A 14,771-nucleotide genomic window follows, 5' to 3' on the forward strand; every position below is an offset into this window, starting at 1 on the left:
CCGATGACCGATTCCACATGGAAGAAGAAGCTCGCGGCGCTGCTGCTCGTCGGCAGCCTCGTCGCCGTCGTCGCTTTTGCACTGACCCTGTTCGCGGGCACCTTCAAGGACTCCGAGCCCGTCACCGTCACCGCGGACCGCGCGGGTCTGGTGATGGACCCGCAGGCGAAGGTCAAGCTCCGCGGCGTCGAGGTGGGCCGGGTCGGATCCATCGACGAGGTCGACGGCCAGGCCGTCCTGCACCTCGACATGGATCCGTCCCAGATGCACCTGATTCCGTCGAACTCGACGGTGGAGATCAAGTCCACCACCGTGTTCGGCGCGAAGTACGTGAACTTCGTGGTGCCGGAGAAGCCGTCGTCGCAGTCGCTGGCGCCCGGCACGGACATCGCGGCCACGTCGGTGACCGTGGAGTTCAACACGCTGTTCCAGAATCTGTCGACCCTGCTGCAGCAGATCGAGCCGGAGAAGCTCAACGCCACCCTCGGTGCCATCTCCTCGGCTCTCAACGGGCGCGGTGACGAACTCGGCGAGTTGCTCGCGGAGACCGACTCGTACCTGAAGACGATGAATCCGACGCTCCCGCAGCTGCAGCAGGATCTTGCGGCGGCGGCCACGGTCAGCAACACCTTCGCGGACGTCACGCCGGACCTGATGACGCTGCTCGACAACGCGACCGCCACCAGCGGCGCCATCGTCGATGAGCAGGACAACCTGAACGCGCTGCTGATGAACGTGACGGGACTCGCGAACACCGCCAACCAGGTGCTGACCGAGAACGAGGCGAACCTGACCGAGTCGCTGTCGCTGCTCGTCCCGACGACGTCCCTGGTGGCGGAGTACTCGCCGAGCGTCGCGTGCCTGATCGTGGGTCTGAACAACGTTCGTCCGATCGCGGAGCGGATCATGGGTGGTAATCAGCCCGGCGTCGCGTTGAGCGCCAGCTTCCTTCCGGGCGCGGAGCCGTACACCTACCCGAAGGACCTGCCCAAGGTGAATGCCAGCGGCGGACCGAACTGCTGGGGGCTGCCCACCTTCGACCCGAAGAAGGACGGTCACGCACCGTTCGTCGTCGCCGACACCGGGACCGTGCCCTACCAGCCGACCACGGAGGCGTCACTGAACGTGCCGAAGATGTTCCAGTGGCTGTACGCAGGCGTCGCACCGCAGGGAGGGAACTGATGCGGCCGACCACGATCAAGCTGCTGGCCTTCGCCACGGTGATGGCACTGATCTTCGCCGGTCTCGCGGTGGTGTTCAGTCAAGTCCGGTTCAGCTCCAGCGACGGGTACCACGCGGAGTTCACCAGCGCCTCCGGGTTGAAGTCCGGAGACAAGGTGCGTATCGCCGGTGTTCCGGTCGGCTCGGTCGGCAGTGTCGAGGTCGGCAGCGACAACCTCGCCGAGGTGAGCTTCGACGTCGACTCCAAGTACTCGCTGCTGCAGAACACGCGCGCGACGGTGCGATACGAGAACCTTGTCGGAGACCGGTATCTGGAGCTCCTCGAGGGTGAGGGTTCGTCCGACACCCTCGAGGCCGGCGGCACCCTCCCGGAGTCGCAGACCTCTCCCGCACTCGATCTCGACCTGCTGCTCGGTGGCTTCAAGCCGCTGCTGAAGGGGCTGAGCGCCGATCAGGTCAACGACCTGACCGGTTCGCTGCTCCAAGTGCTACAGGGTCAGGGTGGGACTCTGGTCTCGCTGCTGGGGAACACCAGCTCGTTCACGTCGGCGCTCGCCGACCGGGATCAGCTGATCGGCGACGTCATCAACAACCTGAACACGACGCTGACCACGATCGACAACAGTGGTGAGCAGTTCTCGACGACGATCGATCAGTTGCAGCAGCTGGTCAGCGGCCTCGCGCAGGACACGGATCCGATCGGCGCCGCGATCCCCGAGATCGCGACCGCTACAGGTGATCTCGCGTCGCTGCTGCAAGGTGTGCGACCCGACCTGCAGGCCACGATCGCCGAGGCGAACAAGGTGGCAACCCAGCTCGTCGACGGTCAGGACCAGATCGACTGGGTGCTCGAGCGCCTGCCCGAGGCCTACCGCACGCTGATCCGAACGGGTGCGTACGGCAGCATGTTCCAGTTCTACACATGCTCGGTGAAGTTCAAGTTCAGCGGCCCCGACGGCAAGGAAATGCACGTGGAACTGCCGACGACCCCGACGCAGACGACAGGGAGGTGTGCATTCCGATGAGCAAGCCCGAACGGAATCCCGTGCAGATCGGCGTCATCGGCCTCGTTGTCGCGGTCGCACTCATCTTGGCCGGTCTCCAGTACGACAAGCTGCCCTTCATCGCGGGTGGTGTCCGCTACCAGGCGTACTTCGCGGACGCGGGCGGCCTGCTCACCGGCGACTACGTCACCGTCGCGGGCGTCAACGTCGGCAAGGTGGAGAAGGTCGAACTGGACGGCACCGACGTGCAGGTCACGTTCGCGATGGACGAGAACATCCAACTCGGTGACAGCACCCGCGCCGACATCAAGACCAACACCATCCTCGGTCGCAAGTCGCTGGAGGTGACCCCGGAGGGGTCGGAGGTCATGTCGGTCGGCAGTGCGATCCCGTTGGAACGCACCAACTCTCCGTACTCTCTCAACGACGCCCTCGGCGACCTGACGACGTCGGTGTCGGATCTGGACACCCAGCAGCTCAACGACGCGTTGAACGCGGCATCCGACACCCTCGCCGACACGCCCCCCGAACTGCGGGCGGCACTCGACGGTGCCAGCAGGCTGTCCGCGAGCATCAACGCACGCGACGAGTCGCTCACGGACCTGCTCAAGCGGGCCGAGAGCGTGACGGGCATCCTGGCCGAGCGCAGCGACCAGATCAACTCGCTCGTCGTCGACGGCAACCAGCTGCTCGGCGAACTGGATCGCCGCCGCAACGCGATCAGTGAGCTCATCACGAACATCTCGGCGGTGTCCCGCCAGCTGACCGGGCTGGTCCAGGACAACGAGGAGCAGATGAAGCCGACGCTCGACCAGCTCAACGCGACCGTCGAGATCCTGCAGCGCAACAAGGACAACATCAGTCGCGGTCTCGACGGGCTCGCCCCGTACGCCACCGCGCTCGGCGAGGCCGTCAGCAGCGGCCCGTTCTTCATGGCGTATGTCGCGAACTTCCAGCTCGGCGCGGTGTCGCAGACGCTCGTCGACCAGCTGGTGTGGCCCGAGCACGTGCCGCAGGACCTCCAGCAGTTTCCCCCTCTCAAGGCCGAGCTCAAGGACCCGAACCGGTGAGCGCCCAGATGAACTCGAACAACAAGTGGCTGATCGGCGGTGCCGTCGCGGTTGTCGTCGCCGCGGTCGTCGCCGGGGCGCTGTACTTCTTTCCCGGCGTCGGCAAGACCACCATCACTGCCGAATTCCCTTCCACCACCGGCCTTTACGCGGGCGACGACGTCCGCGTTCTCGGCGTGAAGGTCGGCTCGATCGAGAGCATCGACCCCAACGGCACCGGCGCGACCGTGGTGATGAACGTCGACCGGTCCGTCGACATCCCGGCCGATGCGAAGGCCGTGATCGTCGCTCCGAGCCTCGTCGCGGCACGCTTCATCCAGCTGACCCCCGTCTACGACGGCGGCGACGCGATGAGCGACGGCGCCGAGATTCCCGTGGAACGCACAGCCGTTCCGGTGGAATGGGACGAGATCAAGACCGAGTTGGCCCGGTTGTCCGACGAGCTCGGACCGCAGGGGTCCGCGGATCAGGGCTCGCTCGGCCGCTTCATCGACACCGCGGGTGCGAACCTCGACGGCAATGGTGAGGCGCTGCGCAACACGCTGCGCGAGATCTCCGACACGATGAAGCTCCTCTCGGACGGGCGCACCGACCTGTTCGGCACCGTTCGGAACCTTCAGGCGTTCGTCTCGGCACTGTCCGCGAGCAACGAGCAGATCGTGCAGTTCGGTGGCCGGCTCGCCTCCGTGTCGTCGCTCCTCGCCGACACCAGCGACGAACTGGGGACCGCGCTCACGGACCTCGATGTCGCGATGGGTGACGTCCAGCGCTTCGTCTCGGAGAATGGTGACGCGCTCAACGAGCAGGTCGGTCGACTCGCAGACGTGACCACGACTCTCGTCGAGAAGCGCCCCCAGCTGGAGCAGGTGCTGCACGTGGCACCGAACGCCCTCGCGAACTTCAACAACATCTACAGTCCGCGGCACGGATCGCTCAACGGTGCGATCGCGGCAACCAACGCGGGCAATCCGATCAACATGATCTGCGGCATGATCGAGGGTCTCGAGACCAACGACTCGGATCGCAGCGCCGACCTCTGCGCGCAGTACCTCGGGCCTGTGCTGAACTCGGTCGCGATGAACTACCCCGGCTTCCTGGTGAATCCGGCGATCGGGGCGAGCGCGACGCCCGACCAGATCGTGTACTCGCCGCCGAGCCTGGCAGGCGAGGTCCCGCCCCGGACCGCGGCGGCGCGAGGCCCGCTCGCCGGCATGCCCACCATCGATGTCCCCAAGGATCTCGGTGCACTGCTCAACCCGGGAGGGGGACGATGATCGCGCGGAGGCGAACCCGCCGTTCGGTCGCGGCGATCGCGACGGCCACGGCGTTGACGCTGGCCCTGACCGGTTGCGAGTGGGAGGGGCTCAACTCGGTTCCGTTGCCCGGCACCGAAGGTGGCGAGGACGGCGCGTACACCGTCCAGATCGAGATGCCGAACGTGACCACGCTGTCGCAGAACTCACCCGTACGGGTGAGCGACGTGACGGTGGGAGCCGTGACGGACATCGAACTGGACGGGTGGCACGCCCTGGTCACGGTGTCGATCAACCCCGGCGTCGAGTTGCCTGCCAACGCAACCGCGAAGATCGGCCAGACGAGCCTCCTCGGTTCGCAGCACCTGGAGTTGGCTCCGCCGCCCGGAGTCGCGCCGAAGGGCACCCTCGAAGACGGCGCCGTCATTCCGATCGACCGTGCCGACGCGTACCCGACCACCGAGCAGACCCTGTCCTCGCTGTCCGTCGTGCTCAACGGCGGCGGTCTGGCGCAGATCAACGACATCACCCGTGAACTGAACGCGGCGCTCGGCGGTCGTGAGGAGTCGATCCGGGATCTGCTCCCGCAGCTGGACCAGCTCGTCGGCAGCCTCGACGCCCAGCGCGGCGAGATCATCTCCGCGATGGAAGGCATCGACCGACTCGCGAGCACGGTCAACGCGCAGACCGAGACGCTCAACGCGGCCCTCGAAGGGATCCCTCCCGCGCTCGAGGTACTGGTCGGGGAGCGTCAGAACCTCACCAACGCCCTTGTCGCGCTGGGGAACTTCAGCGCTACCGCTACCCGCGTCATCAACGAGAGCGGCGACGACCTGGAGTCGAACCTGGCGTCGCTCGTGCCGATTCTCACCCAGCTGGCCGGCACCGGTAACGCGCTGACAGACGTGCTCTCGCTCATGCTCACCTTCCCGTTCACGATGAAGAACATGGACCAGGTGTTCCGTGGCGACTACGCGAACCTGATGATGATGGTCGACCTGACCAACGCTCGACTCGACACGAACTTCCTCGGTGGAACGAATGCGGGTACCCGCCTCGCAGGCGTGGAGGGTGCGCTCGGTGCGTTCGCGGGGACCGCGGGTCAGGCCGAGAACCCACTCGCAACGCCCGCGCCGCGGAGTCCCGACCCGGTCCAGGCCGAACCGAAGCCCGCGACCCCATTGATTCCCGGGTTGCCGCAGATCCAGATTCCCGGCCTGCCTCAGCTAGGAGCACCGACGCCATGATGCTCACGAAATTCGTTCGCACCCAGTTGGTGATCTTCTCGATCCTGACCGTGGTCGGACTGGTGGTCATGGCCACCCAGTACGTGAAGCTGCCCGCACTGTTCGGCATCGGACAGTTCGGTGTCACCGTGGAACTGGATTCGACCGGCGGGCTCTACCCGAACGCCAACGTCGCCTTCCGCGGCACCAACGTCGGCAAGGTCGACGAGGTGGTGCTCACCGAGGACGGGGTGGACGCGAACATTTCCGTCGACAGCGGGTACGACATTCCGGCGGACGTGGACGCGGTGGTCAAGAGCGTCTCCGCGATCGGCGAGCAGTACGTGGACCTGATCCCGCGCACCGACTCGGAGCCGTACCTCGGCGACGGCGACGTGATCCCGCTGGATCGGACGTCGACGCCGCAGGACGTCGGAGCGATGCTCGACCAGGCCGACACCCTCGTCAAGAGCATCTCGAACACCCAGCTGCGCACGGTGGTAGACGAGTCGTTCAAGGCGTTCAACGGTGCGGGACCGGACCTGCAGCAGCTGATCGACTCCGCACGACTGTTCGTGCAGGAGGCCAATGCCAACGTCGACGCGACGAAGACGCTGATCGACCAGGCTGGCGCGCTGCTCGACACCCAGGTGGTCACGAGCGACGAGATCCGGTCGTGGACCAAGGATCTGGTGACGTTCAGCAACCAGCTCCGGGCCAGCGACCCGCAGATCCGCAGCCTGCTCGACAAGGGCCCGGAGGCGGCGGCCGAAGCCACCGAACTGTTCCAGGAACTTCAGCCCACCCTTCCGGTTCTGCTGGCCAACCTGGTCAGCATCGGCGAGGTCGGCGTGATCTACAACAAGAGCATCGAACAGGTGATGGTCCTCTACCCGCCGTTGACAACGGGGCTGATGACGGCGGCCCTGGCGGGGCCGGAGGAGGAGGGCGCCATCGTCAACTTCCACCTGTCGGTCAACGACCCGCCGCCGTGCACCACCGGCTTCCTGCCGCCCGACCAGTGGCGTCCGGGCAACGAGGTGTCCATCCCGGACACGCCGCCGAACATCTTCTGCAAGACGGCGCCTGACGACCCGTCCGCGGTCCGCGGCGCCCGGAACTACCCGTGCCAGGAGTTCCCCGGCAAGCGTGCGGGCACGGTCGAGGAATGCCGCAGCGAAGCGGGATACGTTGCACAGGGCAACAACCCGCCGAACGGGCCCGTTCAGGATCCGTCTGTACCCTCGTACACGACCGCTCCGGCGTCCTACACCGGAGCCTCGGGGGTGCCCGCCACTGCGCGCCCGTACGACCCGACAACCGGTAAGTACGTCGGGCCCGACGGCCGCCTGTACGCCCAGCCCGCGCTGGCGTCGGGAGGAACAGCAAGAGAGGACACGACGTGGCAGACGATGATGACACGTCAGCAGGGCTGACGCCCGATACGAAACAGACCGCACGGAGGCGGGCCAGTCGATCCGCCGGCCCGCCGGAACAGGTGCCCGCGTCGGCAACGCCCGCTCCCGCCGACGAGGTGGTCGCGGCCGTCGGGGACTCAGGTCCCGCGGCGGGCGACCAGGACGATGTGGTTCCTGGCAGTCCTGCCGTCGCAGCTGCCGCACCCGATGTCTCCGCTGTGGAGGAGGCCGTGGAGGACGAGTCATCGGAAGCCGCTGCAGGCCCGGCGCGATCATCTCGTGGCCTCGTCGCGTCGATCGTCGCCGGTGTCCTCGTGCTCGCCCTCGCCGGAACCGCGGTGTGGTTGCTGTTCGAACGCAGTGCCGCCAACGACCGTGACGCGCAGCGAGCCGAGTTCGTGACGACGGCGCAGGACACGGTCATCAACCTGACCACGATCAAGCCCGATACGGCCAAGGAGGACGTCGAGCGGATCCTCGCCGGAGCGAGCGGCGAGTTCAAGGCCGAGTTCGACGGCAGGGAAGACCCGTTCGTCAGCGTCGTGAAGGAAGCAGGCGTCACCACCGTCGGCAAGATCCTCGAATCGGGAATCGAGAGCGAGGACGGAAACACCGCCAAGGTGCTCGTCGCGGCTCGCGCCGACGTCAGTACCCCGGACGGTGCGCAGAACGGGCCGCGCGACTTCCGCATGCGGGTGACCGTGACCGACGACGGCGGAACGATGACGGCCTCGAAGGTGGAGTTCGTGCCATGAGCGGAGACGTCATGAGTGAAGAGACCGTGTCCGGCGACACCACGAATGAAGGTGTCACTCCCGAGGGCGCGAAATCCGGTGCCGCAGGCAAGGTTCTGGCCGCGGTGGCGGCGGTGGTGATCGTGGCGCTCACGGTGGCCGTCGTCATCCTCGGGAAGGGTTATCTCGACGACAAGGCGTCGGAACAGGCCCGAACCGACGCGGTCGCGGCCGCGAGCGTGCAGGCCGCAGCCATGCTGTCCTACAACTACAACGAGGTCGACCAGCAGTTGGCGGCCGCAGCGGATGGACTCACCGGTGACTTCCGTGAGGAGTACACGAAGCTGGTCGAGGGGACCATCGCGCCGGGCGCGAAGGAACGCAAGCTCACCGTGCAGGCCACAGTGCAGGCGGGATCGATCGTCTCCGCCACCCCGGACGACGCCGTCGTGCTGCTCTTCGTCAACCAGGTGACCACGACCGCGGACGTCCCCGACGCCGCCACCACCGGCAGCCGGGTGCGGATGGAGATGCACAAGGACGGCGACCGCTGGCTGACCGGACGACTCACCCCGGTGTAGCACTCGCGCAGACGACGACGGGCCCTCGGAATGATCCGAGGGCCCGTCGTCGTTGGGCGTCACCGGGATTCGCTCACTCGGCGGGGTCCGAGGACATGAGCGAATGGCCGGCCACGGAGTCTCGTGACAGGGCGGTCAGGAACGCCTTCGCCCAGCGGTCGACGTCGTGGGCCAGCACCTGCCTGCGCAGGGCGCGCATGTGCCTACGTCCGTCCTCGACGTCCTGCGTCAGCGCCGCTTCCATCTTGTCCTTGACGTCCTCGAGGTCGTGCGGATTGCACAGGTACGCCTGACGGAGTTCGGCTGCGGCGCCGGTGAATTCACTGAGGACGAGCGCGCCGCCGAGGTCGCCGCGGCACGCGACGTACTCCTTGGCGACCAGATTCATGCCGTCCCGCAGGGGCGTCACCAGCATGACGTCGGCGGCGACGAAGAACGCGATCAGTTCGCTGCGGGGGATAGGCCGGTGAATGTAGTGCACCACCGGGCGGCCGACCTCGGCGTACTCCCCGTTGATGCGGCTGACCGTCATCTCGATCTCGCCCCGCATCTGCACGTAGGACTCGACCCGCTCACGGCTGGGCGTCGCCAACTGCACCATCACGGTCTCCGCCGGATCGACGCGGTTCTCGGCGATCAGTTCGTGCAGTGCGTCGAGTCGGACGTCGATGCCCTTCGTGTAGTCGAGGCGGTCGACACCGAGCATGATCTTCTTCGGGTTGCCGAGTTCCTTGCGGATCTGTCGCGCACGGTCCCGGATCGACTTCTGGCGTGCCGCCGCGTCGAGTTCACCCGACGCGATCGAGATCGGAAACGCGCCGACGCGGACGGTGCGGAACCCGACCTGCACGACACCGAGCCTCGAGCGCACACCGACGGTGCCGCGCGAGGTCTGATGGCCGAGCAGTTTGCGGGCCAGGAACAGGAAGTTCTCCGCGCCGCCGGGCAGGTGGAACCCGATCAGGTCGGAGCCAAGCAGGCCCTCGACGATCTCCGTCCGCCACGGCATCTGCATGAACAACTCGACCGGCGGGAAGGGGATGTGCAGGAAGAACCCGATGGTGAGGTCGGGACGCAGCATCCGCAGCATCTTCGGCACCAACTGGAGTTGGTAGTCCTGGATCCAGACCGTCGCGCCCTCGGCGGCGGTCTCCGCGGTCGCCTCCGCGAATCGGCGGTTGACCTCGACGTACGCGTTCCACCACTCACGGCGGTACTCGGGGCGCACGATCACGTCGTGGTACAGCGGCCACAGGGTCGCGTTCGAGAAGCCCTCGTAGTAGTCGGCGACTTCCTTCGCGCTGAGCGCGACCGGATGCATCTCGATGCCGTCGAGCTCGATCGGATCGAGGTCGGTGTCCGGAACACCGGGCCAGCCCACCCATGCCCCGCTGTTACCGCGGAGGATGGGTTCGAGGGCGGTGACCAGTCCGCCCGGGCTGCGCTTCCAGCGGGTGCCCCCGTCGGGCAACTTCTCCAGATCGACGGGCAGCCTGTTGGCGACGACGACGAATTCCGAAGTAGCTGAGCCCACTGTGGTCCTTTTGCTTGGCCGAGCTGCCGTTGCCGGTAGGGCGGCGAACTAGTCGATCTTGGCCGAGGGGCCGATACCGAGCATAGACAGCAGCATGCGGCATTCGTCGGCATCGGCTGCATACGCCGCGACGACGCGCTGCGCCTGCCGGGCGGTTTCGTCGGCGACCGGTTCGAGTTCCTCGTCCGGGATGTCGTTTTCGGTGTCGGTGGTCTTCGTTGCCATAGTGGCGTTCCTCCAAGGGGAAGCCGCGCGACGCGCAGCCGTGATTTCTGCCCGCGACTCTAGGAGACCCGGACCCTGCTGGTCCAGTTCCCGCAGGTTTAAGGTTCCAATGACTTCAATGCGATCGGGAGAAGATGACCAACCCACCCGGACGTGCCGGCGGCGGCGCGATTCTGTGGCGCACCATCCGGAGGCATCGGGCCCGGCTGTCTGCAGGAATCGTGCTCGTCTCGGTGCACCAACTGGCCGAGACGATGGTGCCGATCGCGATCGGCGTCATCGTCGCGAAGGCGATCACACCGAGTTCGACGTCCGCGCTGGTGTGGTCGATCGGTGCACTCGCGGTGCTGTTTCTCGTGCTCACGGCGGCGTGGCGGTACGGTGCGCGACTCCTCGTCGGCGCGATGGAGCTGGAGGCGCACCTACTGCGCGTCGAGGTCGCGGGCCGCATCCTCGACCCTCGCGGTGTCCGGACGGACCTGCGTGCCGGTGAACTCCTGACCGTCGCCACGTCGGACGCCGAACGTGAGGCGTGGATTGTCGACATCGTGCCCCGCGGCGCGGCCGCGCTGACCGCGCTCACGGCGTCGGCCGTCGCCCTGCTGGTGATCAACGTCCCATTGGGGCTCGCGGTGCTGGTTGGCACTCCGATCGTCCTCGGGGTGATGCAGCTCGCCGCGCCGCTGGTCACGCGCCGCGTCACGGCGCAGCAGGAGACGACCGCTCGGGCGGCGGCGGTCGCCACCGATCTCGTTGCCGGGCTCAGGCCGCTCCGCGGACTCGGCGCGGAACGGCGAGCCGCCGACCGGTACCGCGACGCGAGTCGAGGGGCGCTGGACGCCACCCTGCACGCCGCACGGGCGACCGGCGCCTTCACCGGTGCGTCGGTCACCGTCAGCGGGCTCCTCGCCGTCGGTGTCGCCGGGCTCGCGGGCTGGTTCGCCCTCGAAGGTCACCTCGGTGTCGGCGAGCTGATCACCGTGGTCGGCCTCGCCCAGTTCGTCATCGAGCCGCTCGGGACGCTGTCACGGCTACCCGGGTTCGTCGCGGTCTCCCGGGCGTCGGCGAACCGGCTCGCGCTCCTCCTCGACGCGGAGCCGCTGGTCCCGGCAGGCGACCGTCCGCTGCCCGACGGCACCGACCTCGACCTCGCCGACGTCGGCTTCCGCTCGCTCGACGGACTGAGCCTGCGGGCGCGACCGGGCGAGCTGCTCGGGGTGCTCGCGCACCGTCCCGAGGACGCCGAGGCGCTCGCGCACCTGCTGTCCGGGCACGTTCCTGCCTCGGAATACCGCGGCAGCGTCACCGTCGGTGGCGTGCCGCTGTCCGACATCGAGCCCGTCCACGCTCGGCGCGCGCTGCTCGTCGAACCGCACCACACCGACCTGTTCGCGGGCACGGTCGGATCGAATGTCACGGCCGGGCTGGTCGACGCCGACACGGACACCGTGTGGCGCGCCCTGGTGGCGTCGGCCGCGGTCGACGTCGTCGACGCGCACGCCGACGGGTTGGACATGGAGATCACCGACCGCGGTACCAGCCTGTCCGGCGGCCAGCGGCAACGCGTCGCGCTGGCGCGGGCCCTGCTCGCCGGGACGCCGCTGCTCGTCCTGCACGACCCGACGACCGCGGTCGACGCGGTCACCGAACAGTCCATCGCCGACGGCATCGCGGACCTGCGGCACGGCGATACCGATCGCGCGCACACCACCGTCCTGATCACGTCGAGCCCGGCCCTGCTCGCGGCCGCCGATCGGGTCCTCGTGATCGGCGACGGCACCGTCGTCGCCGAGGGCGAGCATGCGGAGCTGGTCGCCCAGGACGAGTCGTACCGGAAGGCGGTGCTGCGATGACCGCGCCCACCGAGTCGTCGCCCGGGTCGGGAGTCCTGCTGCCGATCGCACGGGCCCGCCGTTGCTGGACATGGCTGCGCGGCGAACTCGCCGGTCGTCGCGGGCTCACCGCCCTGACCCTGCTGGTGGGGACCGTCGGTGCCGCCGCCGCGCTGGTGCCGATCTACGTGTTCGGGCTGCTCGTGGACAGCGTGCGGGACGAGGCGGACGCGTCCGTGATCGTCGGGGTGATCGCGGTCATCACCGTCGCCGCGATCATCGGCGGAGTGCTCGCCGGATGGACGTCGGTGTTGATCAGCAGCCTCGGCGAAACCATGCTGGCCGGGTTGCGCGAAGCCACCGTCGAACGTGCACTGACGCTGCCGGTCGCGACCGTCGAGCGCGCTGGCAAGGGTGATCTGCTCTCCCGCGTCGGGGACGACGTCTCGGTGATCGGCAAGGCCGTCGCCGACGTCGTCCCGAACCTGGTCTCGGCGGTGCTGCTGGTGGTGGTGAGTCTGGCCGCGATGACCGGTCTGGACTGGCGTCTCGGGCTGGCGGGTGCGGTCGCGTTGCCGATGTACGGGATGGCACTGCGCTGGTATCTGCCGAGGTCGGGGCCGATATTCGCGGCGGAGAGGGTCGCGATGGGCGAGCGGGCGCAGGCGCTGGTCTCGAGCATGACCGGGGCCCGGACCGTGCGCGCCTACGGGCTCGAGGAGCGGCACCTGGCGGAGATCGACCGTGCGTCGGGACGGGCGCGCGACCTCGCGATCGGCGTGTTCTCCCTGTTCACAAGGCTCGCCGGGCGCGGGAACCGCGCCGAGTTCATCGGGCTGTCGGTGATCCTCGCCGTCGGATTCGTCCTCGTCCGTGACGGTCACGTCACCGTCGGCGCCGCCACGGCGGCCGCGCTGCTGTTCCACCGACTGTTCAACCCGATCGGCATGCTCCTGTTCACGTTCGACGAGGTGCAGTCGGCGGGCGCCTCACTGGCCCGACTCGTCGGCGTCGTCGACCTGCCCGCGCCGCCCACCGCCTCCGCCCTGGATGCGACGCCTGCCTCCGCGGAACTGCGGCTGAACGGGGTCACCTTCAGCTACGACGACGACCGCGACGCAGTGCGCGGCGTCGACCTTCGACTGGCACCGGGTGAGCGGGTGGCGCTGGTCGGAGCGACGGGTGCGGGCAAGTCGACGGTCGCGGCGCTCGCGGCGGGCTCTCTCGTCCCGACCGCCGGAGAGGTGACCATCGGTGGGGTCGCGCTACCGGATCTCGGCGACCGACTCCGCGAGCAGGTGGTGATCGTCAGCCAGGAGGTGCACGTGTTCGCCGGCCCGCTGATCGAGGACCTGCGGTTGGCGCGGCCGACGGCGACGGCACTCGACGCGGAGGCGGCACTGGCCACGGTCGGTGCCGACGGCTGGGTGCGAGCACTCGAATCGGGAGTGGACACCGTCGTCGGCGAGGGCGGACACGTGCTCACCGCCGCGCAGGCCCAGCAGTTGGCGCTGGCCCGTCTGGTGCTCGCCGACCCGCCGGTCGCGATCCTCGACGAGGCGACCGCGGAGGCGGGCAGCGCAGGCGCGCGCGACCTCGAGGCGGCGGCCGACGCCGCCACCCGCGGCCGCACGACCCTCGTCGTCGCGCACCGGCTCACGCAGGCGGCGTCCGCCGATCGGGTGCTGGTGCTCGACGACGGCGCCGTCGTGGAGTCCGGGACGCACGCCGAGCTCGTTGCGGCACAGGGACGTTACGCGCGACTGTGGACGGCGTGGTCCGTCAGGTGAGCAGCTTCGCGCGCAGGGCGTCGATCGTCGCCTGGTCGATGTCGAGGCCGTCGCGCACGTAGGCGTCCATGCCGCCGTACAGGCGGTCCACCTGGGCGAACGCGGCGTTCAGCCAGGACAGCTCGACCGCGTCGTCGCGTCCGAGATAGGTGTTCGACGCCATGAAGTCGGCGCTGATCACGTCGCGGGGGACACCGAGGATGGTCAGCAGGATCGCGGTGCCCCAGCCGGTCCGGTCCTTGCCCGCGCTGCAGTGGTAGACGGTCGCGCCGTCGGGGTTCGTCGCGATCGCGGTGATCAGGTCGTGGAAGGCGACGTCGGATCCGGTGAAGTTGACCATGAACGGGTAGCCGACGGTCTGACCGATGTCGGAGGAGCCGCTGACCGCGGCGTCGACCAGCGCGCGGCCCAGCGTCAGCGGGACGAACTCGTGGAATCCGATGCCGTTCCCTATGCCGACGACGTCGGCAACCTGGTAGCGGACGCCCTCGGGGATCCGATCGGGGTCCTCGCTGCGCTCGGAGGCGTTGCGCAGGTCGACGTCGAGGGTGAGGTTCGCGGCTGTCAGTTTCGCCAGATCGGCGTTGGTGAGGGAACTGAGCTTGTTGGCGCGGTACACGAGGCCCGGCCGCACCGTCCTGCCGTCCGCGGTCCGGTATCCGCCGACGTCACGGAAATTGCGTGCGCCCTCGAGTCGGACAGCGGCCGCCGACGGCGGCGGAATCTCGGGCAGGGCGGGCTGCTCGCCGGAGGACCCGAAACCGGCGGACGCCGAGTTGAGGTCGCTCCAGTCGAAGCTCGACTGTGCCGACGCCATCGCGGTGCCGGACAGCGCGGGCAGCATCGTGACGGCGGTGGCCAACGCGACGCAGACTGCGCGCGAACGCTTTCGGACCGAAGCTGGTGAACTCATGGTGCTCCT

Annotated in this window: 13 protein-coding genes; 10 read left to right on the forward strand and 3 right to left on the reverse strand. The window is 68.2% G+C overall.

Annotated elements, in window-relative coordinates; all coding sequences use genetic code 11:
• The first annotated feature begins 3 nt into the window (after positions 1–3).
• The 8 genes from FFS72_RS04710 (at position 4) to FFS72_RS04745 (ending at position 8,468) form a co-directional block, all read left to right on the forward strand.
• A complete protein-coding gene (locus FFS72_RS04710) occupies positions 4–1,182 on the forward strand; it encodes an MCE family protein (RefSeq protein ID WP_137872865.1) in 1,179 nt (392 codons plus the stop codon).
• Positions 1,182–2,207: an MCE family protein gene (locus FFS72_RS04715; protein ID WP_137872866.1), complete on the forward strand. Its 1,026-nt coding sequence runs from the start codon at positions 1,182–1,184 to the stop codon at positions 2,205–2,207. The genes FFS72_RS04710 and FFS72_RS04715 overlap by 1 nt, the downstream gene beginning before the upstream one ends.
• A complete protein-coding gene (locus FFS72_RS04720; RefSeq protein WP_137872867.1) occupies positions 2,204–3,256 on the forward strand; it encodes an MCE family protein in 1,053 nt (350 codons plus the stop codon). The genes FFS72_RS04715 and FFS72_RS04720 overlap by 4 nt, the downstream gene beginning before the upstream one ends.
• Positions 3,257–3,264: 8 nt before the next feature.
• A complete protein-coding gene (locus FFS72_RS04725; protein WP_137873002.1) occupies positions 3,265–4,530 on the forward strand; it encodes an MCE family protein in 1,266 nt (421 codons plus the stop codon).
• Positions 4,527–5,756 (forward strand): MCE family protein, encoded by a 1,230-nt coding sequence (locus FFS72_RS04730; protein WP_137872868.1) that lies wholly within the window; start codon positions 4,527–4,529, stop codon positions 5,754–5,756. Before FFS72_RS04725 ends, FFS72_RS04730 begins: the two co-directional genes overlap by 4 nt.
• A complete protein-coding gene (locus FFS72_RS04735; protein WP_137872869.1) occupies positions 5,753–7,171 on the forward strand; it encodes an MCE family protein in 1,419 nt (472 codons plus the stop codon). The genes FFS72_RS04730 and FFS72_RS04735 overlap by 4 nt, the downstream gene beginning before the upstream one ends.
• Positions 7,172–7,233: 62 nt before the next feature.
• Positions 7,234–7,908, forward strand: a complete 675-nt coding sequence (locus tag FFS72_RS04740) for an Rv1363c family protein (RefSeq protein WP_249353122.1) — start codon at positions 7,234–7,236, stop codon at positions 7,906–7,908.
• A gap of 11 nt (positions 7,909–7,919) precedes the next feature.
• Positions 7,920–8,468: an Rv1363c family protein gene (locus tag FFS72_RS04745; RefSeq protein WP_249353123.1), complete on the forward strand. Its 549-nt coding sequence runs from the start codon at positions 7,920–7,922 to the stop codon at positions 8,466–8,468.
• A gap of 73 nt (positions 8,469–8,541) precedes the next feature.
• Here FFS72_RS04745 and FFS72_RS04750 read toward each other — a convergent pair whose 3' ends face one another.
• Together FFS72_RS04750 and FFS72_RS26335 are read right to left on the reverse strand one after the other, a co-directional pair.
• Positions 8,542–10,002 (reverse strand): alpha,alpha-trehalose-phosphate synthase (UDP-forming), encoded by a 1,461-nt coding sequence (locus FFS72_RS04750; protein WP_137872870.1) that lies wholly within the window; start codon positions 10,000–10,002, stop codon positions 8,542–8,544.
• A gap of 48 nt (positions 10,003–10,050) precedes the next feature.
• Positions 10,051–10,227, reverse strand: a complete 177-nt coding sequence (locus FFS72_RS26335) for a hypothetical protein (protein WP_171018563.1) — start codon at positions 10,225–10,227, stop codon at positions 10,051–10,053.
• A gap of 134 nt (positions 10,228–10,361) precedes the next feature.
• Here FFS72_RS26335 and FFS72_RS04755 point away from each other — a divergent pair, with 134 nt between their 5' ends.
• Complete coding sequence (locus FFS72_RS04755; RefSeq protein ID WP_137872871.1) at positions 10,362–12,080, forward strand: ABC transporter ATP-binding protein; 1,719 nt, start codon at positions 10,362–10,364, stop codon at positions 12,078–12,080.
• Complete coding sequence (locus FFS72_RS04760; RefSeq protein WP_137872872.1) at positions 12,077–13,849, forward strand: ABC transporter ATP-binding protein; 1,773 nt, start codon at positions 12,077–12,079, stop codon at positions 13,847–13,849. Before FFS72_RS04755 ends, FFS72_RS04760 begins: the two co-directional genes overlap by 4 nt.
• Here the strand turns inward: FFS72_RS04760 and FFS72_RS04765 are convergent.
• The gene (locus tag FFS72_RS04765) at positions 13,842–14,762 is read right to left on the reverse strand and encodes a tyrosine-protein phosphatase (protein ID WP_249353124.1); all 921 of its coding nucleotides are present in this window, start codon (positions 14,760–14,762) and stop codon (positions 13,842–13,844) included. The two genes, FFS72_RS04760 and FFS72_RS04765, sit on opposite strands and share 8 nt — an antisense overlap.
• Between the last annotated feature and the right edge of the window lie 9 nt (positions 14,763–14,771).

Source organism: Rhodococcus sp. Q (assembly GCF_005503035.1).
GTDB lineage: Bacteria > Actinomycetota > Actinomycetes > Mycobacteriales > Mycobacteriaceae > Rhodococcus_G.

What these genes read in the sequence shown, in the direction of transcription:
- FFS72_RS04715 (WP_137872866.1), top strand. Translation starts at nt 1,182, where the DNA reads ATGCGGCCGACCACGATCAAGCTGCTGGCCTTCGCCACGGTGATGGCA.
- FFS72_RS04710 (WP_137872865.1), top strand. Translation starts at nt 4, where the DNA reads ATGACCGATTCCACATGGAAGAAGAAGCTCGCGGCGCTGCTGCTCGTC.
- FFS72_RS04760 (WP_137872872.1), top strand. Translation starts at nt 12,077, where the DNA reads ATGACCGCGCCCACCGAGTCGTCGCCCGGGTCGGGAGTCCTGCTGCCG.
- FFS72_RS04765 (WP_249353124.1), bottom strand. Translation starts at nt 14,762, where the DNA reads ATGAGTTCACCAGCTTCGGTCCGAAAGCGTTCGCGCGCAGTCTGCGTC.
- FFS72_RS04730 (WP_137872868.1), top strand. Translation starts at nt 4,527, where the DNA reads ATGATCGCGCGGAGGCGAACCCGCCGTTCGGTCGCGGCGATCGCGACG.
- FFS72_RS26335 (WP_171018563.1), bottom strand. Translation starts at nt 10,227, where the DNA reads ATGGCAACGAAGACCACCGACACCGAAAACGACATCCCGGACGAGGAA.
- FFS72_RS04755 (WP_137872871.1), top strand. Translation starts at nt 10,362, where the DNA reads ATGACCAACCCACCCGGACGTGCCGGCGGCGGCGCGATTCTGTGGCGC.
- FFS72_RS04725 (WP_137873002.1), top strand. Translation starts at nt 3,265, where the DNA reads ATGAACTCGAACAACAAGTGGCTGATCGGCGGTGCCGTCGCGGTTGTC.
- FFS72_RS04720 (WP_137872867.1), top strand. Translation starts at nt 2,204, where the DNA reads ATGAGCAAGCCCGAACGGAATCCCGTGCAGATCGGCGTCATCGGCCTC.
- FFS72_RS04735 (WP_137872869.1), top strand. Translation starts at nt 5,753, where the DNA reads ATGATGCTCACGAAATTCGTTCGCACCCAGTTGGTGATCTTCTCGATC.
- FFS72_RS04745 (WP_249353123.1), top strand. Translation starts at nt 7,920, where the DNA reads ATGAGTGAAGAGACCGTGTCCGGCGACACCACGAATGAAGGTGTCACT.